Raw genomic sequence first — 20,151 nt, 5'->3', positions numbered from 1 at the left:
CCCCATCCCTATTTTACCACAAAAAGCTAAAAAAGGCTATATATTAAAACAAAATATTTGACAAAAAAATATAAGCCAGTAGCGGCTTAGTGGCTAATTTTCTATGATTAGGGTGTCAAAGACCCGAACTGAAAATCCGGAATTTACAACAGACATGGCTCGTGTTAAAATCGGAATAGAAGATGGACAACACGAGAAGGAGGATATGGACACATGAAAAAGGTGGGATTTATCGGAATTGGAATCATGGGAAAATCCATGGTGCGTAATCTGATGAAGGCTGGTTTTGAGGTGGCGGTTTACACGAGGACCAGGGAAAAAGCTGAGGAGGTGATCGCGGAGGGAGCCGTCTGGTGCAAAGATGTAAAGACCTGTGCCGCCGGACGTGACGCTGTGATTACCATCGTGGGATATCCGAAGGATGTGGAAGAGGTTTATTTCGGGGAAAACGGAATCATCGCCAGTGCGGATCCGGATACCGTTCTGATCGATATGACAACCACGAGTCCGAAGCTGGCGGTCAGGATATACGAGGATGCCAAAAAGGCGGGATTAAAGGCTCTCGACGCACCGGTAACCGGCGGAGATACGGGGGCCAGAGAGGGAACGCTGACGATTCTGGCCGGTGGAGATGAAGCGGACTTTACCGCCTGCATGCCGCTCTTTGAGGCCATGGGAAAGAATATCAAATACGAAGGAAAAGCCGGAAACGGCCAGCATACCAAGATGTGCAATCAGATTGCCATAGCCGGTGCAATCTCCGGCGTATGTGAGGCCATGGTCTATGCGAAGGCGGTGGGCCTTGATGCGGCGCAGATGGTGGATTCGATTGGCACCGGAGCGGCAGGCAGCGCACAGCTTAAAACGGTGGCCCCCCGTATTCTGGCAGGAGACTTTGATCCGGGCTTTTTTATCCGGCATTTCATTAAGGATATGAAGCTTGCATCTGAGGAAGCGGAGGACGCAGGCGTCCATCTGGGCGTGCTGGAATACGTGCTTTCCATGTATGAGGATATGGAGGCACAGGGGAAAGGAAGTCTGGGAACCCAGGCTCTGGTTCAGTATTATCAGTGGTAAACCCGGTACCGGGAATCAAAAATGCGGAGATCTGCCGTGAATAGACGGCGGATTTCCGCATTTTTGATATCATGGAGAAGTGCTCCCTCGATATCGGAAGTGCTCCGGGCAGGACCGTTTCCTGTTTATTCGATCTTTCCGATTCCGGGATAATACCGGAACAGCACCTTCGCAATGATTTTATCGCGTTTTACGTATTTGTTCTCCCATCGTCTGGCGTCGGCGGAGAAATTTCGGTTATCGCCCATCATAAAGTAGGAATCTTCCGGCACCTCGAAGCGGGCGGGAAGTTCCGGGTCCATGGGCTCCCGAATGTAAGGTTCGTCGAGAGGCGTACGGGATCCGTTTAAATAGACCTTTCCATCGATGATATCAACAGTGTCTCCGGGCAGACCGATGATCCGCTTTACATAGTAAATGGTACCGGTGGGGTCATCCGGAAAATGAAAGATAACGATGTCGCCGCGTTTTGGATCGCCGAATTTGTATGACAGCCTGGAACCGATGACGCGGTCTCCGGTCATGATCGTATTTTCCATGGAACCACTTGGAACCTTGCTGTTTGCGATGATGAAGTTGTTTAAAACAAAGGCAATGACGGCTGCCGCCGCAATGATTTTAATCCAGCTTATGATTTCGGCTTTCCAGTCAAATGCCTCATTTTTCTCCAGTCTGTTATCTTCCCTGTTCATAAAGACCTTCTTTTCTATCCATTATTTTGTCCATAAGAGAGTTTAAATGAGTTTTCCGGATTCCGCAAGGGGTTTTCCTAAATGGTAAGAAAATATTCACAAACATTCCACGGAATGTCCATAAAAATATGGTACCGTTATTTTAAATCATTTGCTGTGCGGGGCATGGCGAAATACTTCGGGGGGAAGGCGTATGGGAGAGAAAATATGGAAAAACGCTCATAAGAATAAGGAGGGGGCTTCGGCGGAATTCGGAAGTGAAGAACAGGGGAAGAACCTCCGGGGCAGGAGGAAGGGGACGGAAGGCCGGCTTCTTCTGGCTTCCGGCATTCTGTTTGCCGTGTCGCTGCTTCTTCAGCTCCTGGCCCGTCTCGTGCCGGGATTTGGAGAATGGTATGCGGTAACCGTTTACCCAGTTATTGTGGGAACGCTGGGAAGAGTATCCGGGAGTGTTCCCTTTTCCGTAGTGGAGGCGGCCGCGTATCTGTTGACTGCAGCCGCAGTCTGGTACACGGCCGTTCATTTGAAAAGGATTCGGATGGTGCTTGTGCGGGCGCTGCTTTTTTTGACGGGTATCTTTTTCCTGTTTACCTGTAATTGTGGTGTCAATTATTATAGAAAACCGTTTTCCAGTTATTCCAATCTGGAAGTGAGGAATTCTTCGAAGGAAGAACTGATCAATCTCTGTACCGCGCTGACTGAGACGGTCAATCAATACTGTGAAGACGGTGTGGGGGCAGCTATGGAATTGAAAGACGCGAACCGGGAAGGTGTGGCGGCCATGAGACGGCTGGGAGAACAGTATCCACAGCTCGCCGGCTACTATCCGGGACCGAAGCCGCTTGCATGGTCGTATTTCTTTTCCGTTCAGCAGCTCTGCGGCCAGTATTCGCCGTTTACTGTAGAGGCAAATTATAACCGGGAGATGCCGGATTATAATATTCCGCACACAATCTGCCATGAGCTGTCCCATCTGCGGGGATTTATGAGGGAGGATGAAGCAAATTTTATCGGCTATCTGGCCTGTATCGGTTCTGATTCCCCATCCTACCGCTACAGCGGATACCTGACCGGCTGGGTGTATGCCACCAATGCACTGGCAAAGACGGATATGGAGGCGTATCTGGAGCTGTGCGGCGTTCTGGATGAACGGGCCTGGGCGGATTTGAGAGAAAATAATGAATTTTGGGCAAGATATGACGGGAAGGCGGCAGAGGTCTCCAATCAGCTGAATGATACGTATTTAAAAATAAACAGCCAGACAGACGGAGTAAAGAGTTACGGCCGCGTCGTCGACCTGATGCTGGCTTATGCCAGAAAACAGGCAGATTGACAGACGGGAAAACGGCAGAAAATGATGGAGGAGTCAGGCTTTTTGTCGGAAAAATACGGAAAGTGCTGTGGGATTCTATTGTAAAATACGCATATGAATGCTAAAATAGACTCAGTTACAGACCCCGCCGCAGTCAACGGGGCTTTCAAACTGCAGCGCCGTGAGCGGCGGTTTTCCGGCCCTCGCGGCAGTCACCGGAGGAGCGGCATTCGCGTCCGTCCGGTACGTTGCTCGCGGGAATAAACAGGGACCAGGAGGATATTGTATGGACAAAAAGTTGTATGATTTGATGGATTGGGCCGGGATTGAGGAGATCGTATATTCAGAGGCGGCGGACCCCCACAAGCTGCTGGGACCGCATGTTACAGACGACGGGCTGTTGATTTCCGCATTCATACCGACGGCGGTCATGGTGACGGTCAGACTGGCCTCCTCGGGGAAGGAATTCCCGATGGAACTGGCAGATGAGGCGGGCTTTTTCTCCGCACTGATTCCGAGAAAAAATATTCCGGAGTACACCCTGCTTGTGGTTTACGATAACGGCACGACAGAAGAACTTCACGATCCGTATGCATTTTCACCGTTATATACGGAGTCGGATTTGAAAAAGTTCGAAGCGGGCGTACATTATACGATCTATGAGAAGATGGGCGCGCATCCGGCCAATATCAACGGTGTGGCCGGTGTGTATTTCTCTGTGTGGGCGCCCTGTGCCATGCGCGTCAGCGTGGTTGGAGATTTTAATTTATGGGACGGAAGACGCCACCAGATGAGACGTCTGGGCGACTCCGGAATTTTTGAACTGTTTATTCCGGGACTGGCTTCCGGACTGATCTATAAGTATGAGATTAAGAACAGTCACGGAGATCCCCAGCTAAAAGCGGATCCGTACGGTAATTTCTGTGAGCTGCGTCCTAACACGGCTTCTGTCGTATGGGATACGGACCGTTACGAGTGGCAGGATGGCGCGTGGATGGAACAGCGTGCGAAGACGGATTCTAAAAATCAGGCCATGTCTATCTATGAGATTCATCTCGGATCGTGGATCAGGAAAGAGACAGAGCGGGATGAGAACGGGAATGATATCGTTGGTTCCGAGTTTTATAACTACCGTGAGATTGCGGTAAGGCTGGCAGAGTATGTAAAGATGATGGGATATACCCATGTGGAGCTGCTTCCGGTTATGGAGCATCCGCTGGACGCGTCCTGGGGCTATCAGGTGACCGGGTATTACGCACCCACCAGCCGGTACGGTACGCCGGATGATTTTATGTATTTCATGGATTATATGCACGGACAGGGGATCGGCGTGATTCTCGACTGGGTTCCGGCCCACTTCCCGAGAGACAGCTTTGGGCTGGCTAATTTTGACGGGACATGCGTATATGAGCATAAAGATCCAAGACAGGGCGCCCATCCCCATTGGGGGACTCTGATCTATAATTACGGCCGTCCGGGAGTTTCCAATTTCCTGATTGCCAACGCCCTGTTCTGGGCGGATAAGTACCACGCGGATGGAATCCGCATGGATGCCGTGGCTTCCATGCTGTATCTGGATTATGGAAAGAATCCGGGCGAGTGGATTCCTAATATCTACGGCGGCCATGAGAATCTGGAGGCCGTGGAATTCTTAAAACACTTAAATTCCGTGTTTAAGGCGAGAACGAACGGAGCCGTCCTGATTGCCGAGGAATCGACCGCATGGCCTGAGATTACAGGCGATATCAAGGAAGGCGCCCTTGGCTTCGATTATAAATGGAATATGGGCTGGATGAATGATTTTACGGGATATATGCAGTGTGATCCTTATTTCAGAAAGCACCATTACGGTGAACTGACCTTCAGCATGCTTTATGCATACAGCGAAGATTTCATTCTGGTATTCTCGCACGATGAAGTGGTCCATGGAAAGGGCTCCATGATCGGCAAGATGCCGGGAGAGGAGCTGGAGATAAAGGCGGCGAACCTGCGCGCCGCATACGGTTTTATGATGGGGCATCCGGGCAAGAAACTGCTGTTTATGGGGCAGGAATTTGCACAGATCCATGAGTGGAATGAGAATGCAGAGCTGGATTGGGGAATTGTGGAACAACCCCTCCATAAGCAGATGCAGGAGTATGTGAAGTCCTTGAATGAACTTTATGTAAACTATCCTGCGCTTCACCAGATGGACTACGAACCAGAGGGATTTGAGTGGGTAAACTGTACGGATTCGGAGGAAAGCATCGTTGTATTCCTGAGAAAGACGAAAAAGAAGGAAGAAACCCTTCTGATTGTCTGCAATTTCGATACGGTCCTGCACGAGAAATTCCGGGTGGGCGTGCCGTTTGCGGGAAAATATAAAGAGATATCCAACAGTGATGCGGAACTATACGGCGGCAAAGGCCGTACCAATCCGCGCGTGAAGAGCTCGAAAAAGGCGGAGAAGGATGCGAGACCGGATTCTATTGAGATCACGGTGGCGCCGCTCTCTGTGATGATCTTCACCTGCACACCGGCAGAAGATAAAAAAGCTGCAAAGCCAGCGGCAGCAAAAACAGCCGGAAAGACGAAGGCTTTGAAGGCTGCGGAGAAAAAAACAGAGGTCAAAAAGGCCGGGCTTCAGAGCACAGCCGGCAAAAAAAATGAGACAGAGAAGAGCGCGGACAAGAAACCGGAGCCTCAGAAAATAGCCGACAAAAAACCGGAAGCGAAAAAGATCGAAGACAAGAAACCGGAAACTCAGAAAATAGCCGACAAGAAACCAGAGGCTAAAAAGATCGAGGACAAGAAGCCCGAAACTCAGAAAATAGCCGACAAGAAACCGGAAGCAAAAAAGATCGAGGACAAGAAGCCCGAAACTCAGAAAATAGCCGACAAGAAACCAGAGGCTAAAAAGATCGAGGACAAGAAGCCCGAAACTCAGAAAATAGCTGACAAGAAACCGGAGGCAAAAAAGATCGAGGACAAGAAAACGGAGCCTCAGAAAAAAGCTGACAGGGGACCAAAGGATGAGAGATCTTAGATGCGGGAACTGAGCTGACCGGATAATTTTTGAATGAACTGATTTGATTGGAGAGATATAAAAATATGATCACAGGCGATTCCACCGCGGGCCTGCCGGATGAAACTCTGGCGGCCCTGCAGCAGGAAGTTCAGCAGAACTTAGAACAACTGAAGCCCAATGTAATGCTGGAGACTATGAAGGGCTGGGTCCCGGGACTGATTGCATTTGGTATCAAACTGCTGATCGCAATTGCAATATTTGCTGTTGGTTCCAGAATTATTAAGATGATTTATCGTATGCTGAACCGTTCTTTTACAAGGATGGACATGGAGATCAGTTTAAGAAAGTTTCTGCTTTCTGTACTGAATGCCACCATGTACTGCCTTCTGGGCTTTATCATTGCCGGGCAGATCGGTGTCAATTCAGCCTCCATTGTAGCACTTCTGGGATCGGCCAGTATTGCCGTGGGTCTTGCTGTTCAGGGCAGCCTGGCGAATTTTGCCGGCGGAGTACTGATTCTTATGATGAAACCGTTTCGGGTGGGAGACTATATTGTCTCCAAAGACGGAGAGGGGACGGTGTACACCATCGGTCTTGTCTATACGGTCCTGAATACCGTGGACAACAAACAGGTTGTAATCCCTAACGGGACACTGTCCAATTCTCCTCTGACTAATGTGACGGCCATGGATAAGCGGCGTATCGATATTAAAATCGGCATTGGATACGGCTCGGATTTAAAACGGGCAAAACAGATTATGGAAGAGATATATGTCACCCATCCCGCTGTCCTGAAAGAGGAATCCATCGATGTATTTGTCGATGAATTAGGGGCAAGCTCCGTTACGATTGGCGGTCGTGGCTGGGTCGCCACGGAGGACTACTGGTCTACAAGGTGGAATATGATGGAACAGATTAAGCTTGCATTTGATGAAGCTGGAATCGAGATTCCGTACAATCAGCTTGACGTGCATATCAGAGACGGGAATACGGAGAAACAGGACGTTTAAAGCAGTCCGGCCGCTGCCGGATCAAGCTGCTGAGGGGCGCTGTTCAGACGGTAAAGGACCGGCGGACGGTGCCTCTTTTTGCAGCTGCTCCGGAATGGTTTTGCAGCAGCAGGAAGAAACACGGACTCGGTCCGGATAAAAATGCAGGCAAAGGAGTACGGAAGATGAAGCGAACACGGTTTATGAATAGGTTCGGGATATGGGCTGTTTTCAGCCTGATAATCATTATGATATCAGCCATATCTGTCACACCTGTGGCTGCGGAAAGCCAGCCGCGTGTGCTTCGCGTAGCTTTTTGCGAAATTGAAGGGATTACAGAAAAGGACCCGGATGGAACACGCCATGGGCTTGTGGTGGATTACCTGAATGAGATAGCGAAATACACCGGCTGGGAGTATGAATACATTGATACTACAGCGGAAACCATGCTCGAGGAGTTTGCGGATGGAGAATATGAGCTGATGGGCGGCAACTATTATATGCCTGGCCTGGAAGCGTATTATGGTTATCCGGACTACAGCATCGGAAACAGTAAGGCGGTTATTTTAGCGCGTGAAGACGACGACTCCATACAGAGCTACAATCTGAAGTCCTTAAATGGTAAGACCATAGGGGTTTATGAACGGGCAACGGAGAACATCCGCCGGTTAAAAGAATTTTTGTCCATGAATGCTCTGGACTGTACACTGAAATATTATGCATATGAGGATCTGACGAATGGGAATCTCTATCCCTGCCTGGAACGGGGGGAGGTCGATCTTCTGCTGGGAAACAGCAGTGAACAGAGTCCGGGAATCCGGGTGGTGGTTTCTTATGATTCGCAGCCGTATTACATTGTTACCAATGTGGGAAATCAGGAGGTTTTGGATGGCCTGAATATGGCGATGGCCAGAATCGCAGATTCTAATCCCAATTTTGCGGCAGAGCGGTACAATGCTAATTTTTTAAACGCCTCCAATGTACGTATCCGGCTGAATGAGGAGGAGCAGGAGTATATCCGGCAGAAGGGCAGTGTGACTGTGGCGATGCCGCGTAATTTTCATCCTCTGGCCTGTGAAAACCCCAACGATATACATGATGGGTTGGTGCACGATATTCTAAAGGAGATGGCCGAATTTACCGGACTGGAGTTTCGGTTTATTTCTGCGGATTCCTATATGAATGCCATGGAGCTGGTACGGCAGGGCGCGGCGGATCTTCTGGGCTTTTATCTGGGAGATGTGTCTGATTCCATGCAGAAGGGAATGGTGCTTACGGCGCCATATGCCAGTATGAACAGTATTGTCGTGCGCAGCAAGGCGTCCAGCTTTCCGGGGGATGGACTTGTGGGGGCGGTGATCGAGGGGAGAGGACTGCCGGGAACAATCCGGGCGGACAGGGTGGAGTTCTTTCATAACGCCAGTGACGCTTTAGAGGCGGTGAATCGCGGTGAGATTGACTTTGTTTATGGTTTGGCTTCCTACATGGAATACGAAATTCAAAAAAATCATTTTACCAATGTAGTCCCTGTAACTCTTGTCAATGATCGTATGGATGTCAGCTTTGCACTGGCGAAGCCGGCTGATCCGGAGCTGCTTACGATTATCAATAAGGCAGTCAACAGTATATCGAGTGACAGAAGAAATGAACTGATGGACCAGAATCTGATCTCCGTGGGATCGGGACAGCTCTCCCTTACCGAACTTATTTATGCAAATCCTTTTATGTTTATTGGAGTTTTAACAACCCTCCTTCTGATCCTGGTTACTTCAGTCCTGTGGTTTAACCGTATGCGTGTAAAATCGGCGGTTATGCAGAGCAGCTTAGAGAAGGCTGAAGCGGAGAACCGGGCAAAGGGAGCGTTTCTTTCCCGCATGAGTCATGAGCTCAGGACGCCTATGAATGCCGTGGTAGGTCTGGCGGAGCTGGCCGGTATGACTGAAGGGGTACCGGAAAATGTCCGTGAAATGCTTGTCAAACTTCGTGCCTCTTCCCATTATCTGCTGGATCTGATCAACGATATTCTGGATATGAGCCGCCTGGACAGCGGGATGCTGGAAACGGCCAGCGAACCGTTTTCGCTGGAGGAGCTGTTGGGAGAGCTTCGAACGATGATGGAGACGGAGGCAGGGAAACGCGGGCTGATCTGTGAGATGGAGGCAGACGTTGATCACAGCAGAGTAACCGGTGATTCCATACGCCTGAGACAGGTTTTGATGAATCTGCTGTCCAATGCATTTAAATTCACCCCGGAAGGCGGTACCGTGACTCTGCGTGTGACCGAAAAAACGGGCGTCAATGGGAGCGCGGACTTCGATTTTCGTGTGACAGATACCGGAGTGGGGATTGCTCCTGAGGATCAGAAGCGTATCTTCGATACCTTTGAACAGATGGGGACAAACTACTCCAGGAGCCAGGGGACCGGTCTTGGGCTGCCCATCAGCCGCAGCATTGTACAGCTGATGGGCGGCGAACTGCGTGTGAAGAGTGAACCGGGGCACGGCAGTGAGTTCTATTTTACACTTACGCTGCCTTTGGACAGCCTTTCCGAGGAATGTGAGGACGGGAACCCGATGGTGACAGATGACAATCTGTTAGAAGGAGTCAGAATCCTGCTGGCCGAAGACAACGATTTAAATGCAGAGATCGCCATACAGCTTCTGGAGTTAAAGGGAGCGCAGGTGAGCCGGAGTGAAAACGGCAGACTGGCGGCAGAACGATTTGCGGCCAGTGCGCCGGGAGAGTTTCAGGCGATCCTTATGGATATCCAGATGCCGGAGATGAACGGGCTGGAAGCTGCCCGGGCGATACGGGCCATGGACCGACCGGATGCCGCCGTTATCCCGATAGTGGCGATGACTGCAAATGTGTTCAAAGAGGATGTGGATGCGGCTATGGAAGCCGGAATGAATGGCTTTGAGGGGAAACCGCTGGATGTAGAACATCTTTACCGGCAGCTCTGCAGACTTCTTGGTATCGATACGGAATGATGAAATGGCAGCTTAAAAAACCAGTTTTGGAATGGTGAATTCCAAAACTGGTTTTTTAGTGGACAAGAGGCTTTAAGCGTAAACGCATTTGCCTATGTGGCGGCCTGCTCGTTTGCTTTCTGCATTTTTCTGTAGAAAAACAGCAGATGATTCATGTGGGCAGTGCTTCTCTGGAAACCGCCGCTGCGGTTTCTGGCGGACCAGAGAGTATAGTGAACCTTCAGAATATCGTCCAGATCATCGAACAGAACCGCCATTTCACGGGAGAAGGCCCCGGGGTCATCTCTGAGCACGGTCATGGTGTAATACAGATGAATCCCATGGCGTACCATACGGAGACCGTTTTCCATCTCCCGGCGGATCAGCTCGCCGTCGGCACAGGCCAGGGCTGCTTCCGAGACCTCCTTTTCCACCTGGTCCAGATATTCCTTCATGGCGGCAAAGTCGATACAGATCGCAGGTTCCCGGGGAGGAATGGAGTTCGTTTTTGCAATGTTGGCGGAAAGAGTCAGGAGCCGCTCCATCTTCGCATCGAATTCCTCAATGGATTCATAAGTGTATTTGCTGGACATGACTGCGAATGCCAGCGTGGTGTTGTACAGCGGCGCATGCTCTAAGTGGTAGTAGTTGCCAAGGTCCCAGGCAGTCTGGAAGGCGTTTTCTGCGGGGCTTTCATAGATGAAACGGTTGCAGAACCAGGCCGTTAAATCAGAATCGCTTTCGGGTCCGCTCCAGGAACAGGCGGCCGTATAGGCGAATCCGGGGTAGCTGGCGCTTAAGTACTGCCAGTGGCCTAAATCGCCCCAATCGGTGGTGATAATTCCGAGACCGCCATATCGGATGGCACAGGAAGCGGCGTCCCGGATGTTTTTTGCCATATTGTCAGAGCGCCCGGTCAGGGATCCCCAGGAACTGGTTCCGGGGCAGAGACAGTAATTTAAACCGGTCTTCTGCATCAGTCTGGCATGGTCTTCAAAATGAGCATCGCCCTCGTAGATCCAGTCCAGCAGGATGGCATCCTTTGGAAAACGGGATACGCAGTCCGGGTGGTGCAGGATCTCATCGCCCCACATGAGCATTCTTTTTCCGCGGGAGGCGCAGTAAGCGTGCAGCTTTTCCACATATTCAAAGTACAGGTTCAGGCGGCCTTCCTTTTCGGCGGCCTGCTTATTCTTTCCCATCCCCAGCTCAAACGGTTCATCCATGTTGACATTGATACAGCCGGAGGAGGAGGCATCCATCAGCGTGCCTAAAAGCGTTTCCGCCAGTTCGAAGCTTCGGCTGTCGCGGACATCCAGGGTCATCGGCGGCCGCCAGAAGAGATTTTCAAAGATATACCCGTCCTCACATTCTGCAAGACTGCGAAACTGCGGTTTTTCCAACCATTTTTCCATGTGGCCCAGGACGTTTTGGTTGGGTACGAGATCGATAAAATGAGCTCTGGCATACTGGGAAAGTTCCCGGAATTCCTCCGGCGTCACCGGTGTCTCGTTGGTAAAAAGATAGTGAAAATCCTCGTAATCAAAACTGAATCCTTCCATATACAACTGAAGATGGTTGATTCTCATGGAAGCAAATAAGTCAATCAGTCCTTTAAGCGTCTCCATGGAAGGGATTTTGTCACGGCCGATATCGAGCATGATCCCTCGGACGGAAAGGGACGGTTCATCCGCAATCTCTGCACAGGGAAGAACACCGTCTGCCTGCGCAGCCAGCTGGACCAGTACGCCCAGTGCATAGAAGTAACCGGCGCCATCCTGGCAGGTGATCCGTATTCCATCGGAACTGATGCATATATGAAAGCTTTCCGGAGAACAGGTAACGTATTCCGCAGCCAATGTGATCCCGTCCGGCGAGTAGCCGCCGGGAAAAGCTTCTGCGAGAAGGGCGGCGGGGTCGAAACCGGCGTCCCGGCAGGAGGCTTCGATCTCAGGTGCGGTGGTCACGGCGCCATATCTGATGCCGGAAATGGTATTCTGCTGAAACGTGCATTGTTTTGGTGCAGGGAAAATTCGGTACATCTTATATACCTCCTAACATTTATCAAGATGTGAGACTGACAGCGGCAGCGGGAACCAGTTGACGGAATAAAGCGGGGAAGACGGTTCTCTGCCATAAAAGGAAGCCGGAGAGAACAGAAGATCTACCGCTTCTACATCGCTCATGCAGAGATCCGGTGTATCCCCGCACGGCGATACCGTAATTTCGCCGTGGGATACTGTGACAGCCAGTGCGGATCTGCCGCCGATTTGCAGAACGAGGCGGCCGTCGGTTAAAGGTTCTGACTCCGATTTGATGGAAAGGAAGAACCGGATTGCGTCACTGTAGTTGAATATTCGGTAATTATCTTCTTCCCGTACCGAAAAACGTTCATAGAAACCGGATATACCGCGGATTCGTTCTGTGTCATAGGAAGGGACTGCAAGCGTAAAGGCGTCACAGCCGTGGAGTGTGCTCCATGCCTTCAGGGCGGAGAACAGCATTGCTTCATCCGTCAGAACCAGTTCGTAAATATGGTCCTTAGTACCGCAGAGGTAACCGGCTGCGGTGCCTTCGCATTCTACTGCGTACAGCCCGCTGCCCCAGCTGGTGCAGACCGGGAAGAAATCTTGCTCCGACCTGACGGTATGTACCGGCAGCAAAGCATACATGCGGCTCAGCTTCTCAATCAGAGCGGTATCCCCGGCGGTTACCGGCTGCAGCGTGATCGGAATATCAGGATAGCGGGACGCGCAGTGACGGAAATTATCAGAGATGAATCGGTATTCCAGATAATGACCGCCGGGTTCATAGCCGTAATACTGATAGCGGTGACGCCTTCCATCCAGAATGCCTAAGGTAATCCCCTGGCGTTCCATATCGTCAGCGGCCATGGCCATCAGCTGCTTCATATAGCCTTTCCCCCGGCTGTAAGGATGAACCGAGACGCTGCCCACGGTGGCACAGGTAATGGTATGGCCGCTGTGCTCCAGGGTAATGGGAAGGACGCAGACGACAGCGCGTATCTGGCCGTCTTCTTTAGCCAGATAGTGGCACCATTCGGTCTGGCGGTCCGTTCCGTAAAGTTTGGGTAAGAGGGTCCGGAAGTTATGAGGGACCCGGTGCATGCTGAATACCATATTGATGAAGTCCAGAATCTCCGGAAGTTCTCCCGGCTGGCCCTTGCAATAGACGGTCATGAGACAAATCTCCTTTCTGTTTCAAACACATTCTGAGCATCTGCAGCCACGCAATGGCACGGCGGCCTGACAGCTGCTGTTATGCAGCACCAAAAGAAAAATATTCCTAAAAGTATGAAAAAAGCATAAAAACAGATTAAAATTTAGATACCATCCATGTTAGCACAATTTGGGAAGCAACACAATATAAAAGTAAAAAAATCAAAAATATTAGGAAAGTTCCATAATATAAGGTGAGTAAATACGGCATATTGACTATATTGACAGATAGGAAAGAAACGTGTACGATAAAGAAAAATATTAAAAAAAGTATGAAAAGGGGAAGCAATATGTCAAAGATTGTATTTGTTCCTTTGGATGAACGGCCCTGCAACTATCTGTATCCTGATTATATCGGGCGGATGAGCGGACTGGACTTAAGGATACCTCCGAAGGAAATTCTGGGAGATTTTAAAAAAGAGGCCGATGTGGAAGCTGTATGGGAATGGACAAAAGGACAGGTAAAGGGGGCCTCCCATCTCGTGGTATCCATGGATATGCTGTTATACGGAGGCATTGTACCATCGAGACTTCATCATCTGCCGGAGGCGGTCTGTGAGGAACGGCTGGAACGCTTAAAGGAGATCAGGGGGCTGGAGCCGGATATTCAGATATATGGTTTTCAGCTGATTACCAGGGCTCCGGCCAGAGATGGCAGCGGGGAAGAACCGGATTATTATGAGGATTACGGATACCGTATTTTCCGTTACGGAGTAATCCGGGATAAGGAGTCGGTAAATGCGGCCACACCCGAGGAACTGGAAGAACTGGAGACGATCTGCCGGGAAGTACCGGAGGAGTATCTAAATGATTTTTTGGAACGCCGCCGCGTAAATTATCATAACCATATTCGAACCATCGAACTGGTGGAGGAGGGCGTCATCGACTATATGATAATTCCTCTGGATGACTGCCGGGAGTACGGTTATGCTCCCTCTGAGCGGAAAAAACTCAGCTCTGTTATGGCGAAGAAAAACCTGCTTTCCCGCATAGCCATGTATCCGGGAGCGGACGAGATCGGCTGTACACTGCTTGCCAGGGCGATTAACGGGCAGAGCGGACTGACACCTGCCGTTTATGTGGATTACTCTTCCCTGCGGGGAAAGACACAGATTCCTTCCTATGAGGACCGAAGCATCGGCGAGACGGTTCTGTCCCATTTGCTGGCGGCAGGCTGCAGCGAGGCGGAGACCTCGGCCGAAGCAGACTTTGTGCTGGCGGTCAACCCGCCGACACCATTCAGTTTAAAGCTGGAAAAAGAAATCCTTACTGACGATATTATCCTGGAGAGTGAGAGGAATCTGTCTGCTTTTCTGGCAAGAATCAGGAAATACCGGACGAGAGGGCTGGCGGCAGGCGTTGCCGACTGCGCCATTCCCAATGGGGCTGACCGGGCGCTGATGCAGTTTTTATACGAACAGGATATGCTGAAAGAGCTGGCCGCCTACGGCGGCTGGAATACCTCATCCAATACCCTTGGAACGGTACTGTCCCATCTTTGCGCGTGGAACGCGGCGGAGAGGCTGGGACGCTTAACTGGAGAAGCGCGTGAGGCTTCTGAAGAATTCCTGTTCTTCCGGTATCTGGAGGACTGGGGGTATATGGCGGAGGTACGCAGAGACGTTACCGATCATCTGACGGATATCGATCCGGAGCTGAACCGTCTTGACTTAAGGGATAAGGAGCCTGTGGTCCGGGAGATTGTGAAGAAGAGGCTGGAAGAGTTCCAGGCGAAGTATTTTCCGAAGGAACCATACCGGTTTGAACTGAGGATGCCGTGGAATCGGATGTTTGAGGTAGAGATTAGTCTTTATCGATAATTAAGAAAATATGTTGTGACATTGCTGCCTGAACCGTTGCAATATGTTTTTTCCAGTTTAAAAAGGTGCCATAATTATCGATGTATTTGCTTATCTCCCATGATAAAATATTTATGTATAGTCGAACAGAAGTCAGAGGATAGCTGGTAACTATAAATTACTGTAGCAATCCGAAGCGCAATCATCAGACGCACGAAAGTCTTTTGATTACTTCTAAGTAAATTAGACACGGAGGGTTTGGATTTTTCAAGCCCTCTTTTTCAGTTCATCATCAGCTCAAAGTATTGAATGGCTTTTCAAGGGCGAATGATTTCCGCGGACAGTGAGCCTAACGGACACGCTGAAGGCGCGGTTTGATTTTTTTACAATAATAGATTCCCATGCAGACCGCAGCGGTTCCCCAGGTGACGGGATAGCCGAGATACAGAGTGTAGATGGACGGGAAGAAGGGAATCATGATCGTCAGCCAGAGGATTCTGAGGCCGCATAAATTCAGGATTGACAAAAGCATGGTACTGAAGGTGTCCCCTGCGCCCCTGGCGGTTCCAATCAGAATCTGACATGTGATCAGCAGAATGTAGCCTGGTCCCAGCACCTGACCCATCATGGCTCCATAATGGACGACCTCAGGGTCGGCGGTGAAGAGCCGGAGCGGCCCTGCGCTGAAGAAGAAGAGCAGGATTCCAATGGCGGCTGCGTAGAGGTTGCCGAGCCACAAAAACTGTTTAAATCCTTGCTTTACACGGTCAAACTTTCTTGCTCCCATGTTCTGGGCGATGTAGGTGGTCGTGGTCAGAGAGAGGCAGTTGGCAGGGAGAAGGGCAAAGCTGTCCACTTTCCCGTAAATGTTGCTGCCGGCCATGGCCAGAGAACCAAAACCGTTTAAATAGCTCTGCACAATGACGTTGGACAGGGAGGTGACGGCAGTCTGAAGGCCTGTGGGAATGCCGAATTTTAATATCTTAATCAGCATGGCCTTATCGGAATGAATCTGTGATGGAATCAGGCGGTAAATGTCATCGGTATGAGTCAGCTTCCATAACACACAGGCGGCCGAGACCAGCTGTGCGATTAAGGTGGCCAGCGCGACTCCCAGCACGGCCATATGAAAGACTGTGACAAAGACAATATCCAGCACCACGTTAATGACAGAGGAAAGGCAGAGGCAGTAAAGCGGATGCTTCGTATCTCCCGCCGCCTGCAGAGTGCCGGCCCCCATGTTGTAAAGGATATTAAAGAGTGCTCCAAGAAAATAGACGCGCAGATAGAGTGCTGCGTCCGGGATGACGGAAGAGGGGGTGTTCATAGCGGTTAAAATAAGGGGAGAAAGAAGACAGCCAGCGATAGAAACCAGAATTCCTCCCAGGATACAGAAGCAGAAAGAAGTATGGACGGCTGAATGAAGCCGGGTACCATCTCCGGCGCCGTAATACTGTGCGATGATGATTCCGGCACCGGTAGTCAGGCCGATGATGAAGCCGATGAACAAATTAATAATCTGGGCGCTGGCGCCAATAGCGGCCAGCGCACCGCTGCCTACGAAATTGCCTACGATAAAGGAATCTGTAGTGTTGTAAAGCTGCTGAAACAGGTTCCCAATGATGAGGGGGCCTGTGAACAGCAGAATCGATCGGGTTATGGGCCCTTCAGTCAGTGAAGCAGATGGTCGCTCCTTCATAATCCTGTCTCCCGCCTGTCCTCTCAGGTCTGGTCGCTGTCAGACGAATCCGACTGGCTGCGGCTGCTTTCAAGGTAATTATAAAAGGTAAATTTGCTGATTCCCAGAAGTTCACAGATCTGTTCCCCGGACTTCGTGATGAGGAATGCTCCTTTCTGGTCAAGGAAACGGATAAACTCAATCTTCTCGTTCTTGTTCATCTCCAGCGCAGGCTTTCCGATCTGTTCCTGTCCCATCTGAATCAGATGGCTGAGAAGATTATTCACGTCGGGAGCGAAAATCTCCTCGTCGTTGGAAGTGAAGCTGTCAAACTGGTTAAACTGGCGTAAATACCCTTCAAACTGAAGTGTCTCTGTGATATCCAGGTTCACGCAGATCGATCCGATGACCTCGCCCTGATCATTTTTTAGATAGATCGATGAGGAACGGAGAATCTTTCCGTCCTGTGTAGTGGTAACATAGTTAAAACGATCCCCATCCAGCACGGTTCCGCGCAGGACTTCCAGCCCTAAGTTGCTTCCGCAGCCCCCGATGGAACGGTGGGTAATGTCTCCGTTTCGGATATCGACAATGGTATGGTTGTAATCCTTTGTCAGATCATGAAGTACGATTTCGCATTTGTTACCGAAGTGCTGCTCTACTAATGTGAGAAGCTGCTGAAGTATAGGCATAATTTCATCAAGGGTTTTCATGGTAATCACCTCTCAAATATGAAAAAAAATAAGAATATAGTTGCGAATACTGTTTGTAGACTCAGTATATCATATTAAAAGTTTTTAAACAATAGAGAAATCAGAAAAAAAGTATGAGAATTACGCCGAAATCCCGGAGAGCACCGGCGCCGTCATGTATATTCCGTGTCCGTCTTGCTTCCTACTCGCCATAAGAAAGTCCGAGACTGGCGTACACGCCGAAAACAGGCGCGTTCGCCAGTCTCGGACTTTCTTATGACTCGTAACCCTCCGCCGAACGTAGGTGAGGGGGACTATCCGCTTCAGATGCCGGCACACTGGAATATACATGACGGCGCCGGTGCTCTCCGGGATTTCGGCTGTGTACTGGCTTCGCTGGATAAAAATGCGTATGGATATTATGTTAAAGGGGATAGCTGGTGGTGTAGACAAGTTGGAAACTAATGATGTAAGTGTGTGCCGCAGCTTTCGCCGATAATGAGTTCGGGGGGGAAGGTTATTCTGGCGTTTTCTGTGGAGCCCTGTATGGACTGGATCAGGGTGCGGACAACCATCTGTCCCCAGCGCCGGCTGTGGTGATGGATGCTGGTGAGACGGGGCATCGTGTAGTCGGCAAAGTAAAAGCGGTCGCAGCTGATGAGGGCCACGTCGCGGGGGACGGAGAGGCCGTGATCGGCAAATGCACGGATAGCGCCAAGCGCCACATTGTCATTCATGGCGATCACGGCGGTGAAGGGCGTCTCCCTCGTTAGAAGTGCTTCTGCAGCCTGGTATCCGTCCGGCAGATAGTAATCAGATAGAGATATTAAGTCTTCCTGTACCGCACTGCCGGAGGAGGCAGCCGCTTTTTTATATGCTTCCAGACGGGTCTCCGTGATGGTGACGCCGGGCTGGCCGCCGGCAAAGGCGATATGCTTGTGGCCCAGTGAGGCGAGGTAATTGTAGGCGGTGACGACTCCGCTTCCATTTTCTGAATCAAGAAAGATACAGTCGACGCCGGGGATTGCCCTGCCTGCCGCTACGACCGGAATGGAGGCGGCCAGCTTATTCAGCGCCTCCTTATAGGCGGGATTGGGCTCGACCATGTCCAGCTGGCCGCCGATAATCAGTATTCCATCTACTTTTTTGTCCATCATCATGCGGAAATATCCGGTCTCGTCGATCGGTGAATCCCCATGATGAAAACGGGTGTTGCACAGATAAACAGAGTATCCCTCCTCGGCGGCACACCTCTGGACTTCCTGAAAAATGGTTGCGAAATAGGGATTGGTGATATCCGGCAGAATGACGCCCAGCGTCATGGTTCTCTTCGATATCAATCCCCGGGCGAGCGCGTTCGGCGTAAAGTCATATTTTCTGACCACCGCTTCGATGCGGGCCTTTTTATCGGCGGAAACCGGTACTTTTCCATTTAAAAAACGGGAGACGGTGGCGACAGAAACACCGCTTTCCTGGGCGATCTGGGTAATTGTTATATTGGATTTCATAATCAGCCCCTCCAAAATATGCTTGAATCCCACGGACGAAGAACCGGGGGTCTTCCCAGTATAACACGGACGAAATGAAATTGCAATGAAACCCTTTTCACAAAAATATCAAATGAAATTTATGAAATATCACGAATTGACAAGAAAAAGAACGGATGGTATCGTAAAAATATGAAAAGGTTTTCATAAACTCATGCGAAGCGTGTGGAGAAAGGGAGTAAAAGAAATGGATACATATCTGGGAATTGATTACGGTGGAACCAAGCTTCTGATTGGGGAGGTCCGGGAGGATGGGGTGCTTTTGAAGTACAGGAGGTATCCGACCGGGCTTACGGGGCAGGAGGAGATTGCCGCTCATCTGCTTCAGTGTCTCGATAACTACGTAGCGGAGGAGGCTCCGGAAGGAAGAATCCGAGGGGCAGGAATCGGTATTGTAGGGATCAGCGATTTTAAGAATGGGATCTGGCATTCGGTGAATCATGAAGAAGGGATACCGCTCCCTCTGGCGCAGATGGCCGCTGAGCGGCTTGGAGTGGAGACGGGGATCGACAACGACGTCAGGAGCGCGGCTGCAGCGGAGCTTTTGTGGGGAGAAGGAAAGAACTGCTCTGATTTCATTTATGTCAATGCGGGAACCGGGCTGGCTGCCGGATTTGTAATCGATGGGAAGGTGCTGCATGGGGCTCACTGTGATGCCGGGGAAATTGGCCATATGGTTGTGGATTACAGGAGCAGCAGGAACTGTGTCTGTGGACGAAAGGGCTGCTGTGAGCTTACGGCTTCCGGAATCGGGATTCACAGGATGGTCGAAGAGAGACGGGCTGATGCTCCGGCTGAACTCCTGGAGCTGGGAAAGAGCGGGAGATATCCGGCGGCGGCCGTATTCCGCATGGCCAGAGAAGGCAGTGAATTCTGTCTTTCCATCGCAGAGGAGGCGGCCTCAGTGCTGGGCTGCACCATTATGAATCTGGTGCGCATGTCAGACCCTGATATGGTGGTGGCCGGCGGCGGACTGATGTCGGATCCGTGGTTCTTTCAGCGCGTGGAAGGATATTTGGAGAAAGTGACCATGCGCCATGTATCAAAAGGGTTCCGGGTATCAGGCTTCGCCCCGGCATTTTCCGGCGTAATCGGCGCTGCGGCTGTAGGACGCCTGAAAAGCGGGAGAGAGGGAAGAAATATCATTTAG

Annotated in this window: 13 protein-coding genes; 7 read left to right on the top strand and 6 right to left on the bottom strand. The window is 50.6% G+C overall.

Annotated features, from left to right (window positions below; all coding sequences use genetic code 11):
- Positions 1-213: 213 nt before the first annotated feature.
- Positions 214-1,077 carry an NAD(P)-dependent oxidoreductase gene (locus NE473_RS26150; RefSeq protein ID WP_055652276.1) on the top strand — a complete coding sequence of 288 codons (864 nt, stop codon included), beginning with the start codon at positions 214-216 and terminating at the stop codon, positions 1,075-1,077.
- 125 nt (positions 1,078-1,202) lie between these two features.
- Here the strand turns inward: NE473_RS26150 and lepB are convergent, their stop codons facing one another.
- Positions 1,203-1,769 (bottom strand): signal peptidase I, encoded by a 567-nt coding sequence (gene lepB / locus NE473_RS26145; RefSeq protein ID WP_022031287.1) that lies wholly within the window; start codon positions 1,767-1,769, stop codon positions 1,203-1,205.
- A gap of 193 nt (positions 1,770-1,962) precedes the next feature.
- On the opposite strand from lepB, the gene NE473_RS26140 reads away from it, so the two are divergent.
- The 4 genes from NE473_RS26140 to NE473_RS26125 all read left to right on the top strand — a co-directional run bounded on the left by NE473_RS26140 (position 1,963) and on the right by NE473_RS26125 (position 10,067).
- Entirely contained in the window at positions 1,963-3,102 is a 1,140-nt protein-coding gene (locus NE473_RS26140) for a DUF3810 domain-containing protein (protein ID WP_256265433.1), read from the top strand.
- 265 nt (positions 3,103-3,367) lie between these two features.
- Complete coding sequence (gene glgB, locus NE473_RS26135; protein WP_055651359.1) at positions 3,368-6,106, top strand: 1,4-alpha-glucan branching protein GlgB; 2,739 nt, start codon at positions 3,368-3,370, stop codon at positions 6,104-6,106.
- A gap of 65 nt (positions 6,107-6,171) precedes the next feature.
- Positions 6,172-7,098 (top strand): mechanosensitive ion channel family protein, encoded by a 927-nt coding sequence (locus NE473_RS26130; RefSeq protein ID WP_006771009.1) that lies wholly within the window; start codon positions 6,172-6,174, stop codon positions 7,096-7,098.
- A gap of 164 nt (positions 7,099-7,262) precedes the next feature.
- Positions 7,263-10,067 (top strand): ATP-binding protein, encoded by a 2,805-nt coding sequence (locus NE473_RS26125; protein ID WP_055651360.1) that lies wholly within the window; start codon positions 7,263-7,265, stop codon positions 10,065-10,067.
- 92 nt (positions 10,068-10,159) lie between these two features.
- Here NE473_RS26125 and NE473_RS26120 read toward each other — a convergent pair whose 3' ends face one another.
- Both NE473_RS26120 and NE473_RS26115 read right to left on the bottom strand, forming a co-directional pair.
- Positions 10,160-12,088 carry a family 20 glycosylhydrolase gene (locus tag NE473_RS26120; RefSeq protein ID WP_022031283.1) on the bottom strand — a complete coding sequence of 643 codons (1,929 nt, stop codon included), beginning with the start codon at positions 12,086-12,088 and terminating at the stop codon, positions 10,160-10,162.
- Between the two features lie 12 nt (positions 12,089-12,100).
- The gene (locus tag NE473_RS26115) at positions 12,101-13,246 is read right to left on the bottom strand and encodes a GNAT family N-acetyltransferase (RefSeq protein ID WP_055651361.1); all 1,146 of its coding nucleotides are present in this window, start codon (positions 13,244-13,246) and stop codon (positions 12,101-12,103) included.
- A 329-nt stretch (positions 13,247-13,575) separates the two neighbouring features.
- Here NE473_RS26115 and NE473_RS26110 point away from each other — a divergent pair, with 329 nt between their 5' ends.
- Complete coding sequence (locus NE473_RS26110) at positions 13,576-15,105, top strand: DUF4127 family protein (RefSeq protein WP_055651362.1); 1,530 nt, start codon at positions 13,576-13,578, stop codon at positions 15,103-15,105.
- Between the two features lie 328 nt (positions 15,106-15,433).
- Here the strand turns inward: NE473_RS26110 and NE473_RS26105 are convergent, their stop codons facing one another.
- From NE473_RS26105 to NE473_RS26095, 3 genes are all read right to left on the bottom strand, one after another.
- Positions 15,434-16,783, bottom strand: coding sequence for an MATE family efflux transporter (locus NE473_RS26105; protein WP_256265432.1), 1,350 nt, complete (start codon positions 16,781-16,783; stop codon positions 15,434-15,436).
- A gap of 23 nt (positions 16,784-16,806) precedes the next feature.
- Positions 16,807-17,475: a helix-turn-helix transcriptional regulator gene (locus NE473_RS26100; RefSeq protein WP_006771017.1), complete on the bottom strand. Its 669-nt coding sequence runs from the start codon at positions 17,473-17,475 to the stop codon at positions 16,807-16,809.
- Between the two features lie 440 nt (positions 17,476-17,915).
- Complete coding sequence (locus NE473_RS26095) at positions 17,916-18,962, bottom strand: LacI family DNA-binding transcriptional regulator (RefSeq protein WP_055651364.1); 1,047 nt, start codon at positions 18,960-18,962, stop codon at positions 17,916-17,918.
- A 226-nt stretch (positions 18,963-19,188) separates the two neighbouring features.
- On the opposite strand from NE473_RS26095, the gene NE473_RS26090 reads away from it, so the two are divergent.
- Positions 19,189-20,151, top strand: coding sequence for an ROK family protein (locus tag NE473_RS26090; protein WP_242866207.1), 963 nt, complete (start codon positions 19,189-19,191; stop codon positions 20,149-20,151).

It is taken from the genome of Hungatella sp. SL.1.14 (assembly GCF_024460495.1).
In the GTDB taxonomy this organism is placed as follows: domain Bacteria; phylum Bacillota; class Clostridia; order Lachnospirales; family Lachnospiraceae; genus Hungatella; species Hungatella hathewayi.
The sequence above is the reverse complement of the archived record's forward strand: the minus strand, read 5'-3'. Positions and strand labels throughout refer to the sequence as shown.